Genomic DNA, 14,945 nt, shown 5'->3' with positions numbered 1-14,945 from the left:
ATCTGACGCTCATTCCTTCTGCCCGCCCAGCTTCTCGCTCGCAGCGTTGATCCGCTGCAGCAGATCGGCTGGGAACAGCTCGGCAATCCCCGCCTGTGCGTCTCGCCAGGCCGGCAGCGCGCCCTGAAGGCGCCTGAGCCCTTCCTCCGTCAGCCAGACCGCGCGGCGGCGCAGGTCCTTCTCGACCGCTGCGATCTCGATCAGCCCGTCGCGCTCCAGCCCTCGCAGATTGCGTGACAGGGTCGAGGGATCGAGCCCGGCCTGCTCGGCGAGGGCCGCCATGCGGTCGTCCTCGTTCGTCGCGATCACCGCCATGAGCCCGAGCTGGGCGACGCTCAGGCCGCTGTCCTGCAACGTCTCTTCATAGAACTGCGTGATCCGCCGCGCGGCTTGCCGGATGGCCAGGCCGGCGCAGCCGGCGGCCAGCACCCGTATGTCGTCCCGCAATCCGCGCTGTTCCTTCATGGCGAATCGGAATTTACATGTAGATACAATGATTGCATATACATCTAATTGCTGCCCGGGAGTTGCCATGCCCATCGACATTCTCAGCCGCATCGGCGGCACCACGCTGCTACCATTGCGCCGGATCGTGCCCGCAAATGGCTCGCGGATCCTCCTGAAGATCGAGAGCGAGAACCCGACCGGCAGCATGAAGGACCGGATGGCGCTCGCTATGATCGAGGCGGCCGAACGCGACGGGCGGCTGAAGCCGGGCGGCAGCGTCGTCGAATATACCGGCGGCAGCACCGGCGTTTCGCTCGCGCAGGTCTGCGCGGTGAAGGGCTATCGCCTGCATATCGTCACCTCGGACGCTTTCGCCCGCGAGAAGCTCACTCATATGCGTCTGCTCGGGGCCGAACTGACGATCATCCCGAGCGAATCCGGCCGCATGACCGAGAAGCTGACCAAGGACATGATCGAGGCCGCCCGCGTCATCGCGGCGGAGACGGGAGCCTTCTGGACCGACCAGATGCGCAATACCGACCAGCTCGCGGCCTATGACCGGCTGGCGGACGAGATCTGGGAACAGACCGGCGGCCGGATCGACGGCTTCGTCCAGAGCGTCGGGACGGCTGCATCGCTGCGCGGGACCGGCGAGGCGCTGCTCAGGCGCGATCACAAGATCGCCTTGATGGCGGTCGAGCCGGCTGAATCCGCCGTGCTGTCGGGCGGCCCGACCGGCGCGCACAAGATCGACGGCATCGGCGCCGGCTATGTCGTGCCGCTCTGGCGGGCCGATCTCGTCGATGCGATCGAGCCGGTCTCGACGGCCGAGGCGACCGCGATGGCGCTGCGTCTGGCGCGGGAGGAGGGGCTGTTCGCGGGTACCTCCACCGGCGGCAATATCACGGCCGCATTGCGTCTGGCCGAGCGCCTCGGCCCCGGGGCGACCATCGTCACGCTGATGTGCGATACCGGGATGAAATACCTGAACAGCTTCGGTGCGAGGCTCGACGGCTGAAGCTCAGGGGCGGATGACCGCGAGCCCGATCAGCAGCAACAGGCCGGAGCCCGTCGCGATGCCGGCGCGCACGGCCTCGGCCGGAAACCGCGTCGGGATGCCGTAGCGGTTCCAGAGCCAGGCGCCGGCGAAGGCGCCGAGCAGCAGGATGCCGGTGTTGAACATCACGCCGAAGCCGGCATCCTTGAGCAGGACATCGCCGAACCAGCCGAGCAGCATGGCGCCGAGCACGATCATCGTGACGAGCAGAAACACGGACAGCATGGGCATGTCGGGCACGCCGACCATCTTCAGCAGACCGGGCATCGGTTCTCCTTGGAGCATCGGCCCGAAAGGGGAGGAGCGGCTTTCGGAAGAAGCCGATGCAAATCAGAAGCTCGCGCAGGCCGTCAGCATCGTGGCAAACGATGAAGAAAGCGCAAGCGCCGGAAAGAAAGTGTTTTGCGCTGCGGTGTGATTCCTTAGGTTAATGGCGCAGCGCAGCATATGGTGCATGATCGGCGTCCCAGTCCGATGCAGAGCTCCGGGCCGGGCAACGACGGAAGAGAGCAGGGGAGACGACCATGTCCAAGTCGCAGGCCGCCGTGAAGCCGCTCAAGGATCTCTATGAGCTCGATGAGCTGCCGCCGCTCGGCCATGTCCCGGAAAAGATGTACGCTTGGGCGATCCGGCGCGAGCGCCATGGGGCGCCGCAGGACTCGTTCCATGTCGAGGTCGTGCCGACATGGTCGATCGGCGAGGAGGAGGTGCTGCTCCTCGTGATGGCTGGAGGCGTCAACTACAACGGGATCTGGGCCGGCCTCGGCCAGCCGATCTCGCCCTTCGATGTCCACAAGGCGCCCTTCCACGTCGCCGGCTCCGATGCTTCGGGCATCGTCTGGGCCGTCGGCTCCAAGGTGAAGCGCTGGAAGGTCGGCGACGAGGTCATCGTCCATTGCAATCAGGACGATGGCGACGACGAGGAGTGCAATGGCGGCGACCCGATGTTCTCGTCGACCCAACGCATCTGGGGCTACGAGACGCCGGACGGCTCCTTCGCCCAATTCTGCCGGGTGCAGTCGCGCCAGCTCATGCACAAGCCCAAGCACCTCGCCTGGGAGGAGGCCGCCTGTTACACGCTGACGCTGGCCACCGCCTATCGCATGCTGTTCGGCCACGCCCCGCACACGATCAAGCCCGGCGACAACGTCCTCGTCTGGGGCGCCTCGGGCGGCCTCGGCGTCTTCGGCGTGCAGCTCTGCGCGGCCTCCGGTGCCAACGCCATCGGCGTGATCTCGGATGAGACCAAGCGCGACTATGTGCTCGGCCTCGGCGCCAAGGGCGTCATCAACCGCAAGGATTTCAACTGCTGGGGCCAGATGCCCAAGGTCAACTCGCCCGAGTACAACGAGTGGACCAAGGAGGCCCGCAAGTTCGGCAAGGCGATCTGGGACATCACCGGCAAGAAGGATGTCGATATCGTCTTCGAGCATCCGGGCGAGGCGACCTTCCCGGTCTCCTGCCTCGTCGCCAAGCGCGGCGGCATGGTAGTGTTCTGCGCCGGCACCTCGGGCTTCAACATCACCTTCGACGCCCGCTATGTCTGGATGCGGCAGAAACGCGTGCAAGGCTCGCATTTCGCCCATCTCAAGCAGGCCAGCGCGGCCAACCAGTTCGTGATCGACCGCCGCATCGACCCCTGCATGTCCGAGGTCTTCCCCTGGGACAAGATCCCGCTCGCCCATCACAAGATGTGGAAGAACGAGCATGCGCCGGGCAACATGTCGGTGCTGGTCTATGCCCCGCGCACGGGCCTCAGGACCTATGAGGATGTCGCCGAGGCGCTGGCGGGCTAAGGCCGTTCAGGCGGCGCGCCCGCCGGCATTCGCCGCTTCCATGCGGCGCAGGAAACCGTCGACCGAGGTGGCGAGCGATCCGGCCACCTCGGCCATCACTTCAGCTGCCTGCCGGGCCTTCCCGATCTCGGCCTTGGTCGCGCCCACCGCGTTATAGGCTTCTTCGACGCGTTCGGTCGCCTGGCGGCTGTGATCCGCAGCGGAATCGATATTGCTCGACATGGCGGCGGTCGCGGTTCGTTGCTCCTCGACGGCGGACACGATGGCATGCGTGACGTCGTGGACGTCGAGCACGGCCTGGCGGATCGCCTCGATCGAGCGCGTGACATTCCCGGCCGAGGCGTCGATCGCGCCGATCCGGGCGATGATCTCGTTGCTGGCCTCGGCGGTCTGCGCAGCCAGCCCCTTGACCTCGGCGGCGACGACCGAGAAGCCGCGCCCCGCCTCGCCGGCGCGCGCCGCCTCGATCGTCGCGTTCAGGGCAAGCAGGTTGGTGCGCCCGGCGATGGCCTGGATCATCTCGACGATGCCGGTGATGCCCTGCATCACCGCCGAGAGCTGGGCGATATCGCTCATCGCCGTCGCGCTGATCGAGACGGTCTCGCTGATCACTGCGCCGGCGCGATAGGTCCGCTCGCCGATCAGGGCGATCGCATCGTTGAGATGCCCGGTGCCGGCGGCAATGGCGTCGATTTCCCCGGTGGCGCTCGCGGCGGCGCTGCGGGCCGCGCCCGCCTGGCTCGCGGTCGTTTCCGCCGTGCCGGAGAGCGAGGCGGTGCTGGCCGCGATGCCGCGGGTCTCGCGCCGCACCACATCCTGGAAGCCTGCCATCGACTGGCGGAAGGCGGTGACGACTTCCATGAGTTCCTGATGCCGCCGGCTCGTCTCGTCGCGCTCCGCCAGGGCATCGTGCTGGAGCCGGGTGCGCTCCCGGCTGCTTTCGATCGCGGCATTGCGGCCGCGCACCGCGTCTGCCAGCGTCGCGCCATAGGCCGTGACGTGGCGGGTCATGAACACGAGATAGAGCGCGAGCAGCACTGCGGCCGTCGCGGCGGTCTCGAGGGAATGCTGTGCGAAGGCGAGGGTGCAGGTCGCGGCGAGCGTGATGCCGTAGATCAGGGCCGCGCGCGGCACGACGACGAAGCGGGTCATGCCGCTCGCGATCATGCCGGTGATGACGAGGCCGATCGCGATGTTCTCGCGGGCATCGACGGTCGGGCCGGCAATCCAGGGCAGCGCGCCCCAGATCAGCCCGAGAATGGGCGCGCGCAGATGCACGATCCGCATCGGCCAGGGCGAGCGCTCGTGCAGGCGGCTGCGCCAGGCGGCGATGTCGAGCCCCATCGACAGCGAATAGGCCAGCGTGACCGTCACCCAGCCGATCAGCACGGGCATCCGGTCCGGGCGCCACAGCATCGCCGCCACGGCGACCACGGCAGCAAAATTCAGGATGGCCGAAGCCAGCGCATTACGCGCGAAAGTCGCGAAGCCTTCATGCTCGCTGTCGAGCAGTTCGGCGCTTTCGGCAGGGAGAGGGAGAGAATCGCTGGACATCATCGACAAACGTTGATCGCAGGCGACATTGCGCCGGGTGCCTTGAGGATTGGTTGACGAAGCGGAAGGGGGTGCTTCGGATTTCGTTAACGGTTGCGGCGGTCGCCTGGTCGGCGCCTGTCCATTCCAAAGCGGCCCCGAAACAGATCATAAATCCGATTGCAAAATGCAATCGGTATGGCTATGCAGAGCTCCATTCAGGCGCATGCAGGAGATGGCCCGTGTCGCTCACGCTCTATGCCCATCCGTTCTCGTCGTATTGTCAAAAAGTGCTGGTGGCGCTCTACGAGAACGCGACGCCGTTCATCTATCGCCAGCTCGGCCCCGAAGACCCAGAGGCCGGTGGCGAATGGGCCAAGCTCTGGCCGCTAAAGAAAATGCCGGTGCTCGTCGACGGTGAGACGCCTGTCTTCGAGTCGAGCGTGATCATCGAGCATCTCGACCTGTTCCATCCGGGAGCCGCCCGGCTAGTGCCGGCCGATGCGAAGCAGGCGCTCGGCGTGCGGATGATGGACCGGGTCTTCGACAACTACGTGATGACGCCGATGCAGGCGGTCGTGTTCGACCATCTGCGCCCGGCCGGTGATCGTGATCCCTATGGTGTCGCGAAGGCGCGCGAAAAGCTGCAGGATGCCTATCGCTGGCTGGATGGCGCGCTCGCGGGCCAGCACTGGGCCTGCGGCGACGATTTCAGCTTGGCCGATTGCGCCGCGGCGCCGTCGCTCTTCTATGCCGACTGGGTCCATGAGATCGATGAGGCATTCGGCAACCTGCGTGCCTACCGGGCCCGGCTGCTGGCGCGGCCCTCCTTCGCGCGCGCCGTCGAGGAGGCGAGGCCCTTCCGCAAGCTGTTTCCGCCGGGCGCGCCCGACCGCGAGTGAGGCGCGCATCCCCGGCGGAAGCATGGGGAGGGCGCGTTCCTGCGCTGTCAGGCGCTGCGTATCGGCGCTAGAGACGATCAGGTCCGGCGGTTTCAGGTTCCGATGTCCTCGCCTTTCATCCTGCGCGCGATCCCGCTCGTCTTCACCTTCCTCTGGTCCACGGGCTGGATCGTGGCCGGCTATTCGGCCCGCTATGCCGATGCCCTGACCTTCCTGATCGTGCGCTTCGCCAGCGCGGCGCTCATCGTCTCGCTGCTGGCGCTGGCGACCGGCGCGCCCTGGCCGGAAGGGTGGCGCGCGCTGCGCAATGCCGCGATCTCCGGCATCCTGCTGCATGGCATCTATCTTGGCGGCGTCTGGTGGGCGGTGCGCCATGGCCTGCCTGCCGGCATTTCCGGCCTCATCGCCGGCTTGCAGCCGGTGCTGACGGCCCTTTTCGCCCCCGCGCTGCTGGGTGAGCGCATCTCCCCGATCCGCTGGCTCGGCATCGTCTGCGGTTTCGTCGGCATCGCGCTGGTGTTGCAACCGCAACTGGCCGGGGTCGCGCCTGCCGCGCTCTGGGGCGTGCTCGGGCCGATCCTGATCAACGTGATCGGCATGTTCTCGGTGACCTTCGGCTCGTTCTACCAGAAGGCCCATGTCTCCACCGGCGACCTGCGCACGGTCACCGCGATCCAGTACATCGCCGCCTGCCTCGTCCTCCTGCCATTCGCCTATGCCTTGGAGCCGATGCGGATCGAGTGGAACCTGACCATGTGGCTGGTGCTGGGCTGGTCGGCGGTCGTGCTCTCGCTTGGTGGCATCGGGCTGTATTTCTACATGCTCCGGCGCGGCGAGGTCTCGCGCATCGCGACCTTCCTCTATCTCGTGCCGGCAGCGGTCGCCGTCGAGGCTTGGCTGCTCTTCGGGGAGACGCTGACGCCGCTGCAGATCGGCGGCATGGCAGTGACCATCCTCGGCGTCGTCCTCGCCAGTCGCAAATAGGCTTCTCCCCAAAAAGGAGGGTTTCGGTTTCCCGCGATCTCCCCTTATGCTGCGTCGCAACAAAGGGAGGGTCGAAGACCATGAACGCCAATATGGCCGCAAAGGCTGAGCATCGCGCGGATGCGGTTGAACTGATTTCGGCGGCGCTCCCCGGTCTGGAGACCTTGTTCAAGGAGGCCGTTGCCGCGGTGCGGCAGAAGGTGCTCGTCGATGGCCGTATTTCGTCGGCCCGGCTGGAAGCCGAGCAGCACGCCGCCCACGGCCTGTCCTGGCTAGCGACCTATGTCACGGCCTTGCGCGAGCTCGCCGCCTATGGCGAGCGCCTGCGCGCCGAGGATCGCTACGGCGCCGTCGAGGACTATGCGCTGCGCATCGGCGCCGGCGAATACGCCGCCCAGATTTTCGGCGGTATCCCGATGAGCCAGGGCGAGATTCTCCGCCTGCCGGCGCTCGGCCTGTCGCAGAAAGCGGTCGCCGCCGCCTGCTCGGACGCGGTCGATGCCCTCATCGCCGACGGCAACACGCCGGAGAACCGCGCCCGCTTCGTCGCGCTCTTCAGCCAGGACCAGGGTGCCGCCAGCATCGGCGATACCGGCCTCGACGAGACGCTGGAAGCGATCCGCTCGGAGATGCGCCGCTTCTGCGCTGCCGAAGTGACGCCGCATGCCCATGAATGGCATCTGGAGAACGAGTACATCCCGATGCCGGTGGTCGAGAAGATGGCCGAACTCGGCGTCTTCGGCCTGACCATCCCCGAGGAATTCGGCGGCATGGGGCTGTCGAAAGTCTCGATGTGCGTCGTCTCGGAGGAATTGTCGCGCGGCTATATCGGCGTCGGCTCGCTCGGCACCCGTTCGGAGATCGCGGCCGAGCTGATCCTCTGCGGCGGCACCGACGCGCAGAAAGAACATTGGCTGCCGAAGATCGCCTCGGGCGAGGTTCTGCCGACCGCGGTCTTCACCGAGCCTAATACCGGCTCCGACCTCGCCTCATTGCGGACCAAGGCGGTGAAGGAAGGCGATGTCTGGAAGGTCCATGGCAACAAGACCTGGATCACCCATCCCGTCCGCGCCGACATCATGACGCTGCTGGTGCGCACCGATCCGTCCGAGCCCGGCTACAAGGGCCTCTCGATGCTGATCGCCGAGAAGCCGCGCGGCAGCGATGCCGATCCGTTCCCGGTCGAGGGGCTCACCGGTGGCGAGATCGAGGTCCTCGGCTATCGCGGCATGAAGGAATACGAACTCGCCTTCGACGGCTTCGAGGTGAAGGGTGAGAATCTGCTCGGCGGCGTGCCCGGCCAGGGCTTCAAGCAGCTCATGCAGACTTTCGAGGCGGCGCGCATCCAGACGGCGGCCCGCGCCATCGGCGTGGCGCAATCGGCCTTCGATCTCGGCTTGCGCTATGCGCAGGAGCGCATCCAGTTTGGCAAGCCACTGATCGCCTTCCCGCGCGTCGCCGACAAGCTCGCGATGATGGCGGCCGAGATCCTGATCGCCCGCCAGCTCACCTATTTTGCCGCCCGCGAGAAGGATGCCGACCGGCGCTGCGATCTCGAAGCCGGCATGGCCAAGCTCTTGGGCGCTCGCGTCGCCTGGGCGGCGGCCGACAACGCCCTGCAGATCCATGGCGGCAACGGCTTCGCGCTGGAATATCCGGTGAGCCGCGTGCTCTGCGACGCCCGCATCCTCAACATTTTCGAGGGCGCGGCCGAGATCCAGGCGCAGGTTATCGCGCGGCGATTGGTCGAGGAGTAAGCGTCGCGACGGCCTGTCGCGTCGCATCGTGATAATTTCGACAAGATGTCCGGGCTCGGATGCGGCGCCGGCCGATGGAGGCCGGGTCAACAGGAGACATCATGTCGAATCGCCTTGCCTTTGCTCTGGCCGGAACCGTGCTCGTCGGCGCGGCGGCCTTGCTGTCCGTCCCCGCCGCAGCCCAGCAAAGCCCGGCGCAGCCCAGCCCGCGCATCAGCGTGACCGGGGAGGGCGAGGTGAATGTCGCGCCGGACATGGCGATCCTGAACCTCACCGTCCTGCGCGAGGCCGAGACGGCGCGCGCCGCGCTCTCCGCCAATAACGAAGCGATGAAGCAGGTGCTGGCTGCGCTGAAGGAAGCCGGCGTCGCCGAGCGCGACCTTCAGACCTCGGGCCTCAGCATCCAGCCGCGCTATGCCCAGCCGAGCAAGGATCGCAGCGGTGAGCCGAAGATCGCGGGCTACAGCGTCAGCAACGCGCTGACCGTCCGGGTCCGCAATCTCGCCGATGCTGGCGGCATCCTCGACAAGGCGGTCGGGCTCGGCGTCAATCAGGGCGGCGGCATCGCCTTCGTCAAGGACGACATGAAGCCGACCCTGACCGAGGCGCGCAAGCGCGCGGTCGCCGATGCGGTGGCCCGCGCCAGGACCCTGGCCGAGGCGGCGGACGTCAAGCTTGGCAAGATCCTCTCGATCGAGGAACAGTCGGTCATGGCGCGCCCGATGCCCTATGGCGGTGCCGTGCGCATGGCTGCCAGCGATGCGGCCGTGCCGCTGGCCAGCGGCGAGAATACCTACCGGACGCAGGTCAACGTGATCTTCGAGATCACGCCCTGATCGTCTGAACTCAGGCGCGCCCGGCTCGTTCCGGGCGCAGCTTTGCAGCCACTGACACCGGCAGGCTCGTAATGACGACGCCGCAGAGCACCCAGAGCCCCGGCAGCCAAAGCTCTGCCGGCGGCAGTTCCGCCAGCAGCAGATAGGCTGCCAGCGTGATCAATGGCACGCGCAGCGTGTCGGCGCTGCAAAGCTGGAGCGGCGAAGCGTGGCGAGAGGCATTGGCGAGCGCCGCCTGCGAGACGAAGCCGCCGACGATGAGCGCGAGCACTGCGCCGCCGATGATCGCGAACTCGGGCAGCGCGAAGGCCAGCCGATAGGGCTGCGATGGCGGCGACCATTGTTCCGGCACGAAGAGCCAGAGCAGCAGATAGAGCGGCAACTGGATCGCGTGCATCAGCAGCACGATCGAGAGCGTGCTGCGCTGCGCCGCCAGCCGCGCCAGCATCAGGTTGGTGGTGGTCAGGACCGCGACGGCGCCGATGGCGATGGCAAGATCGCGATTGGGCACGGCGTTCAGCCTGAACACCAGGAGCCCGATCCCGGTTGCGAGCACGGCAAGCCCGACCGTCGCGCCGGTTCCGGGCCGGCGGCGCAGCACGAGGAAGAGCAGCACGGCCGCGAAGAGCGGGCCCGAGAACTCGATCGTGGTGACCAGCGCGAGCGGCAGATGCGCCAGGCTCCAGATCAGGGCGAGCGAGCCGGCAAGATGCAGGACGCTGCGGGCGACATCTTCGCGCAATTTGGGAGGCAGGACGTTGCGGCGCTGTTCGGGCTCGCCCGCCCAGACGGCGGCGCCAGCGATGGCGAGGCTGCCGACCGAGCGCAGAAGGCCGATTTCGATGACGGTGAGATAGCCGGAGAGCAGGCGGATAGAGACGGCGATCGCGAGATAGGACGCGAGATAGGCGCTCATCCACCCGAGGAAGACCGGAAACCCTCTGCCTGTCCCGTCCAGGGGATTCCCAGCAGCATGCGCTCCAGGATGGCCATTCGCATCGGTACGGACAGCTGGACCTGGCGGAAATAGCCTGCGTTCGGGAGGCTGTCGCATGAGGTGTCGAGCTCCGAGAAGCGCGGAAGAGGGTTGAGGATCAACGTGTCTGAGCGGGCGTCGAGAACCTTGCGGGCAGTCAGGGTGAAGGGTTCGCTCTCTTTTTCCTTGTCGACCGCCTCGTTGCCGAGGGAGGCGTGGGCGAATTTGCTCATGTCCTGCATCTGGATGCTGAGGACATCGTGGTCGAGGGTGTGGCGGATGTCGTGCACGAGGCCGACCTGCGTGCCGAGATCGGCAAGGACATTCATCGCCTCGCGCATCGCCGGATTGATCGGCACATCCGGCAGGCAGCACAGCGTGAAGCGCTTCGGCGGCGAGAGGCGCAGCATCTTTACGAAGGAGATCGCGAAGCGCGCCCGCGAATCGCTCGACAGCGCGATGCTGAGAGACTCGAGTGGGCCGCGCATCTGCCGGATTGCGAAGATGTCGACCAGGGCCTGGGTCGGATGCTCGTCGGCGCCGTTGCCGGCATTGATCACCGGCAGGTAGCTCAGGCGTCCGACGCGATAGGGCATGTCCTCCATATGCGAGCGCACGATCAGCAGGTCGCTGTAGAGCTCGACGGTATGGATGTGGTCCTCGATCGATTCGCCGGTCGCCGTGCCCATCCGGCTGCGATCGGTGTCATAGGCGTCGATCGACTGATGGCCGAGCCGCGCGGCCGCCGTCTGGAAGCCGAGGCGGGTGCGCGTGCTGCGCTGGTCGAACAGGGTGGCGATCACCTTCGGGCGGCGGCGCGGGGCGGGCGGCTGCTCGGGCAGGGGCAGGCCGGCCTTCTCCAGTTCCTCCTCGTGCAGATGCCGCTCGGCGCGCTCGATGATGTCGTCGAGGTCGAAACGCGAGACGGCATCGGCGCTCAGCAGATCCTTTCCGCTCGGATAGTTCGGGCGTTGCATCAGCTGCCTCTGGCCTCCGGCTCGCGCGGTCGTCTGCGTCCGGGGCGTTCAGGCAACCTGGCTGAAGCGGCCCGGCTTGCGCGAGCCGGAGCGCGAGCGCGCCGACCCCATCCGCCCCGTGGGAACACGGTTGCCGATCATGGGCAGCAAATCGGCCGCTGTCATCGGCCGGGCGAAGATATAGCCCTGAATGCCGTGGACGGCGTGCTTTTCGATGACGGTGAGCTGCTCCTGCGTCTCCACGCCCTCGACGATCAGGCGCAGCTTCAGGTCATGCGCGAGCTGGGCGATCGCGTTCATCAGCGAATCCGCCTTGCGCGAGGTGCCGATCTCCTGGGTGAAGGCCTGGTCGATCTTGATCGTGTCGATCGGCAGATGCGCGAGATAGCTGAGCGAGGAATAGCCCGTGCCGAAATCGTCGAGCGCAATCCGCACGCCGAGCTCACGCAGCGCCACGAGGCGCGAGACGACATGGTCGGGGTCGTCGATCAGCGAGCTCTCGGTGATCTCGATCGTCAGTCGCTGGGGCTCGATGCCGCTCATCCTGAGCAGGGCCTCGACGACGCCGACGATGTCGTGGCCATGGTCGAACTGGCGGGCCGAGACATTGACGCTGACGCCGACGCTGCGCGGCCAGGACAGGGCCGAGCGGATCGCTTCGCCGAGCACCCAGGAGCCCAGCACGGTGATGAGCCCGGTCCGTTCGGCGAGCGGGATGAAGATCTCGGGGCTGACCATGCCGCGGCGCGGATGGCGCCAGCGCAGCAGCGCCTCCGCCATGGTCGCCGTGCCGGAGCGCGGGTTGTAGATCGGCTGGAAATGCAGCTCGAACTCGCCGCGGCGGATCGCGTCGCGCAGTTCGGTTTCGAGCGCCACGCCGTCCTCATGTTCGTTGCGGATCGCGTCGGTATACATGACGAAGCGGTTCCTCCCGTCGAGCTTGGCCCGGTAGAGGGCGATGTCGACGCATTTCAGGGCCTCGTCGATCGAGGCGGCGCAGCCGGCGGGCGCGATGCCCATGCTGGCTGTGGCGGTGATATGGCGCCCGCCGATGACGCGCTGGCCGGCCAGCATCATGACGAGACGCGCGGCAAGCGCGCTCGCGCCCTCGGCATCGCGCGAGGTCGCGACCATGAACTCGTCGCCGCCCGTGCGCGCCGCGATGTCGCCGACGCCGAGCTCGGCGATCAGCGTCTCGCTGAAGCCCTGCAGCAGCGCATCGCCGATATCGTGGCCGAGGCTGTCATTGATGCTCTTGAAGCGGTCGATATCGATCGAGATCAGCGTCACCGCCCGGCCGGAGGCGGCCATCTGCCGGATTTCGCGCATGAAGCCGCGGCGATTGTAGAGGCTGGTGATCGTGTCGTTGACAGCCAGATGCTCCAGCTCGCGCATCGTGCGCAGCCGGGCGAGGAAGATCTGGTGGATCACCTGGGCGCTGGAGAAGGTCAGGACGGTGGTGAGCAGGACCGAAAGCCCGATCACCAGATAGGCGGGGTCGCGCGTCCAGAGCAGCGCCAGCGTGAATGGCGTCGCCGCCGCCAGTACCTGCACGCGGGTGATCACCGGCCGCGAGCTGTTGCGCCCGGAAATGCCGGCGAGATAGCCGATGGTCTGGGCGATCGCGAGCGCTGCGACTGGCTCGTAGGTGTAGCGCAGGATGGCATAGCTGCCGAAGGCCGAGATCAGGGCGGCGGTCGACCAGGCACCCGGCGTGGCACTGCCCTCGATCTATACGCTCGCCGCCGCGGTCGCCCCGGCTGGGCGCGAGAGCGACACGATCGGCATCGTGCTATCGGGCTGGACGCTGAGCATGGTCGCGGGCGTCTCGCTCTCGGCGGTGCTGGCCGACAGCATCGGCTGGCGCTTCGTCTATGGCTTTGCCGCTGCGGCCAGTGCACTCGCGCTTCTGGTCGCGCAGGCGATGAAGCTCCAAGGCACGCCGGTTGCGGCCACGACCTCATCGCCACTGGCTGCGTTGCGCGTGCCCGGCGTCGTGCCGCTGCTGATCGCCTGCGCCGGATTCATGGCCTCGTTCTATGGCGTCTACGCCTATATCGGCGACCACCTGCATCGCGTGCTCGGTCTCCCGCTCAGCGCCAACGGCCTGCTTGCCTTGACCTATGGCCTCGGTTTCGGCGCAGCCGCCTTCCTCGATGGCCTGATCGACCGCTTCGATGCCGGGCGCTTCCTGCCGGCGATGTTCCTGGCGGTGGCCTGCGTCTATCTCGGCATGGGTGTGGCCAGCGGCAGCTATGTGTTGATGCTGGCGGCGGTGTTCTTCTGGGGCCTCGCCAATCATTTCGGGCTGAACGTGCTGATCATGCGCCTAGGCGCGCTCGATCCCGCTCGCCGCGGCGCCGTGATGGGGCTCAACAGCGGCGTGACCTATCTCGCGCTCTTCGTCGGAACGGCCTCGTTCGGCGCGCTCTACACGGCGACCGAATTCGCCATCCTGCCGATCGCCGCAGCGGGGCTGATGCTGCTGGCCGCGTTCTCGGCGAGCCTTGCCCGCCCGAGTAATGCGCCGCGCGTCACATCCTGACGATGTGGCGGATCGTGCGGCCTTCGTGCAAGGCGTCGAAACCCTCGTTGATCTCGTCGAGGCTGCCCGAGCTGGTCCAGAGCTTGTCCACCGCCAATCGTCCGCGCTGGTAGAGCTCGATGAAGCGCGGGATGTCGCGCGAGGGCACGCAGGAGCCGACATAGGACCCCTTCAGCGTCCGCTCCTCGGCGACCAGCCTGACCGGCGAGAGCGACAGCGTGTGGGCGGGGTTGGCGAGGCCGGCGGTCGTCGTCGTGCCGCCGCGCCGTGTGATCTGGTAGGCGAGATCGAGCGCCTTGACCGAGCCGGCCATCTCCAGTCCGTGATCGACACCGCCGTTGGTCGCCAGCCGGATCGCTTCGATCACGTCCGGCGTATCGGCCTTGAAGGCATCGGTCGCGCCGAGTGCCAGCGCGAGGTCGAGCTTGTCCTGCGCGAGATCGACCGCGATCACCCGTGAGGCGCCGCAGGCGATCGCGCCGAGCAGGGCCGAGAGCCCGACGCCGCCGAGCCCGACGACGGCCACCGTCTCGCCGGCCTTGATCCGCGCCGTGTTAACGGCGGCGCCGACGCCGGTCAGCACGGCGCAGCCGAAGAGCGCCGCAATCTCGTGCGGGATATCGGCCTCGATCTTGACCAGCGAGCGGCGCGAGATCACCGCATGCTCGGCGAAGGCCGAGACGCCGATATGGTGATGTACCGGCTGGCCATGCGTCGAGAGCCGCCGCCCGCCGTTGAGCATCTCGCCCCGCCCATTGGCGGCGTTGCCGGGCTCGCACAGGGCAGGGCGCCCTTCGGCGCAGGGCGCGCAATGCCCGCAGGACGGCACGAACACCATCACGACGCGATCGCCGGGCTTGAGATCGTCGACGCCTTCGCCGGTCTCGACAACCTCGCCGGCCGCTTCATGGCCGAGCACCATCGGCACCGGGCGAAGACGATTGCCGTCGATCACCGAGAGGTCGGAATGGCACAGGCCCGCGGCGCGGACACGGACGAGCACCTCGTCGCGACCGGGCGGAGCGAGGTCGAGCTCTTCGATCCGTAGCGGGCGGCTCTGCGCATAGGGTGCCGCAACCGGGCTGGCGTTCAGGACGGCGGCGCGAATCTTCATAGGTGGGCTCCGGTCTCGGTA

15 protein-coding genes are annotated in these 14,945 nt (G+C 67.2%); 8 read left to right on the top strand and 7 right to left on the bottom strand.

Annotated elements, in window-relative coordinates; translation table 11 throughout:
• Positions 1-9: 9 nt before the first annotated feature.
• Positions 10-465, bottom strand: coding sequence for a MarR family winged helix-turn-helix transcriptional regulator (locus tag WFK61_RS18640; RefSeq protein ID WP_336813584.1), 456 nt, complete (start codon positions 463-465; stop codon positions 10-12).
• A gap of 67 nt (positions 466-532) precedes the next feature.
• Here WFK61_RS18640 and WFK61_RS18635 point away from each other — a divergent pair, with 67 nt between their 5' ends.
• Complete coding sequence (locus tag WFK61_RS18635; protein WP_336813583.1) at positions 533-1,465, top strand: PLP-dependent cysteine synthase family protein; 933 nt, start codon at positions 533-535, stop codon at positions 1,463-1,465.
• A 3-nt stretch (positions 1,466-1,468) separates the two neighbouring features.
• On the opposite strand, the gene WFK61_RS18630 is transcribed toward WFK61_RS18635, so the two are convergent.
• Positions 1,469-1,729 (bottom strand): hypothetical protein, encoded by a 261-nt coding sequence (locus tag WFK61_RS18630; protein ID WP_336813582.1) that lies wholly within the window; start codon positions 1,727-1,729, stop codon positions 1,469-1,471.
• A 4-nt stretch (positions 1,730-1,733) separates the two neighbouring features.
• Here WFK61_RS18630 and WFK61_RS18625 point away from each other — a divergent pair, with 4 nt between their 5' ends.
• Both WFK61_RS18625 and ccrA read left to right on the top strand, forming a co-directional pair.
• Positions 1,734-1,922, top strand: coding sequence for a hypothetical protein (locus WFK61_RS18625; protein ID WP_336813581.1), 189 nt, complete (start codon positions 1,734-1,736; stop codon positions 1,920-1,922).
• Positions 1,923-2,028: 106 nt separating this feature from the next.
• Positions 2,029-3,300, top strand: a complete 1,272-nt coding sequence (gene ccrA, locus WFK61_RS18620) for a crotonyl-CoA carboxylase/reductase (RefSeq protein ID WP_336813580.1) — start codon at positions 2,029-2,031, stop codon at positions 3,298-3,300.
• Positions 3,301-3,306: 6 nt separating this feature from the next.
• Here the strand turns inward: ccrA and WFK61_RS18615 are convergent, their stop codons facing one another.
• Positions 3,307-4,857 (bottom strand): methyl-accepting chemotaxis protein, encoded by a 1,551-nt coding sequence (locus WFK61_RS18615; protein ID WP_336813579.1) that lies wholly within the window; start codon positions 4,855-4,857, stop codon positions 3,307-3,309.
• Positions 4,858-5,075: 218 nt separating this feature from the next.
• Here WFK61_RS18615 and WFK61_RS18610 point away from each other — a divergent pair, with 218 nt between their 5' ends.
• From WFK61_RS18610 to WFK61_RS18595, 4 genes are all read left to right on the top strand, one after another.
• On the top strand, positions 5,076-5,735 hold the full coding sequence (locus WFK61_RS18610; RefSeq protein WP_336813578.1) for a glutathione S-transferase family protein: 660 nt from the start codon (positions 5,076-5,078) through the stop codon (positions 5,733-5,735).
• A 102-nt stretch (positions 5,736-5,837) separates the two neighbouring features.
• Entirely contained in the window at positions 5,838-6,719 is an 882-nt protein-coding gene (locus WFK61_RS18605) for a DMT family transporter (protein WP_336813577.1), read from the top strand.
• Positions 6,720-6,799: 80 nt separating this feature from the next.
• Positions 6,800-8,476 (top strand): acyl-CoA dehydrogenase family protein, encoded by a 1,677-nt coding sequence (locus tag WFK61_RS18600; protein WP_336813576.1) that lies wholly within the window; start codon positions 6,800-6,802, stop codon positions 8,474-8,476.
• A gap of 101 nt (positions 8,477-8,577) precedes the next feature.
• On the top strand, positions 8,578-9,312 hold the full coding sequence (locus WFK61_RS18595) for an SIMPL domain-containing protein (protein ID WP_336813575.1): 735 nt from the start codon (positions 8,578-8,580) through the stop codon (positions 9,310-9,312).
• A gap of 10 nt (positions 9,313-9,322) precedes the next feature.
• Here the strand turns inward: WFK61_RS18595 and WFK61_RS18590 are convergent, their stop codons facing one another.
• From WFK61_RS18590 to WFK61_RS18580, 3 genes are read right to left on the bottom strand one after another with little or no spacing between them, the layout of a single operon-like run.
• Positions 9,323-10,228 carry a hypothetical protein gene (locus WFK61_RS18590; RefSeq protein WP_336813574.1) on the bottom strand — a complete coding sequence of 302 codons (906 nt, stop codon included), beginning with the start codon at positions 10,226-10,228 and terminating at the stop codon, positions 9,323-9,325.
• Positions 10,225-11,265, bottom strand: a complete 1,041-nt coding sequence (locus WFK61_RS18585; protein WP_336813573.1) for an aspartate carbamoyltransferase — start codon at positions 11,263-11,265, stop codon at positions 10,225-10,227. Before WFK61_RS18585 ends, WFK61_RS18590 begins: the two co-directional genes overlap by 4 nt.
• Positions 11,266-11,313: 48 nt before the next feature.
• Complete coding sequence (locus WFK61_RS18580) at positions 11,314-12,831, bottom strand: putative bifunctional diguanylate cyclase/phosphodiesterase (protein WP_336813572.1); 1,518 nt, start codon at positions 12,829-12,831, stop codon at positions 11,314-11,316.
• A 148-nt stretch (positions 12,832-12,979) separates the two neighbouring features.
• Between WFK61_RS18580 and WFK61_RS18575 the strand changes: the two genes are divergently transcribed.
• Positions 12,980-13,810: an MFS transporter gene (locus WFK61_RS18575; RefSeq protein ID WP_336813571.1), complete on the top strand. Its 831-nt coding sequence runs from the start codon at positions 12,980-12,982 to the stop codon at positions 13,808-13,810.
• On the opposite strand, the gene WFK61_RS18570 is transcribed toward WFK61_RS18575, so the two are convergent.
• Positions 13,800-14,924, bottom strand: coding sequence for a zinc-dependent alcohol dehydrogenase family protein (locus tag WFK61_RS18570; RefSeq protein ID WP_336813570.1), 1,125 nt, complete (start codon positions 14,922-14,924; stop codon positions 13,800-13,802). The two genes, WFK61_RS18575 and WFK61_RS18570, sit on opposite strands and share 11 nt — an antisense overlap.
• Positions 14,925-14,945: the final 21 nt, after the last annotated feature.

Origin of the sequence: Allobosea sp. MMO-172 (genome assembly GCF_037147855.1) — a bacterium.
GTDB lineage: Bacteria > Pseudomonadota > Alphaproteobacteria > Rhizobiales > Beijerinckiaceae > Allobosea.
The sequence above is the reverse complement of the archived record's forward strand: the minus strand, read 5'-3'. Positions and strand labels throughout refer to the sequence as shown.

Excerpts from the sequence above, each read along its gene's own strand:
- WFK61_RS18605 (WP_336813577.1), top strand. The coding sequence starts at position 5,838 with ATGTCCTCGCCTTTCATCCTGCGCGCGATCCCGCTCGTCTTCACCTTC.
- WFK61_RS18630 (WP_336813582.1), bottom strand. The coding sequence starts at position 1,729 with ATGCTGTCCGTGTTTCTGCTCGTCACGATGATCGTGCTCGGCGCCATG.
- WFK61_RS18635 (WP_336813583.1), top strand. The coding sequence starts at position 533 with ATGCCCATCGACATTCTCAGCCGCATCGGCGGCACCACGCTGCTACCA.
- WFK61_RS18570 (WP_336813570.1), bottom strand. The coding sequence starts at position 14,924 with ATGAAGATTCGCGCCGCCGTCCTGAACGCCAGCCCGGTTGCGGCACCC.
- WFK61_RS18595 (WP_336813575.1), top strand. The coding sequence starts at position 8,578 with ATGTCGAATCGCCTTGCCTTTGCTCTGGCCGGAACCGTGCTCGTCGGC.
- WFK61_RS18600 (WP_336813576.1), top strand. The coding sequence starts at position 6,800 with ATGAACGCCAATATGGCCGCAAAGGCTGAGCATCGCGCGGATGCGGTT.
- ccrA (WP_336813580.1), top strand. The coding sequence starts at position 2,029 with ATGTCCAAGTCGCAGGCCGCCGTGAAGCCGCTCAAGGATCTCTATGAG.
- WFK61_RS18615 (WP_336813579.1), bottom strand. The coding sequence starts at position 4,857 with ATGATGTCCAGCGATTCTCTCCCTCTCCCTGCCGAAAGCGCCGAACTG.
- WFK61_RS18640 (WP_336813584.1), bottom strand. The coding sequence starts at position 465 with ATGAAGGAACAGCGCGGATTGCGGGACGACATACGGGTGCTGGCCGCC.
- WFK61_RS18585 (WP_336813573.1), bottom strand. The coding sequence starts at position 11,265 with ATGCAACGCCCGAACTATCCGAGCGGAAAGGATCTGCTGAGCGCCGAT.
- WFK61_RS18590 (WP_336813574.1), bottom strand. The coding sequence starts at position 10,228 with ATGAGCGCCTATCTCGCGTCCTATCTCGCGATCGCCGTCTCTATCCGC.
- WFK61_RS18625 (WP_336813581.1), top strand. The coding sequence starts at position 1,734 with ATGTCGGGCACGCCGACCATCTTCAGCAGACCGGGCATCGGTTCTCCT.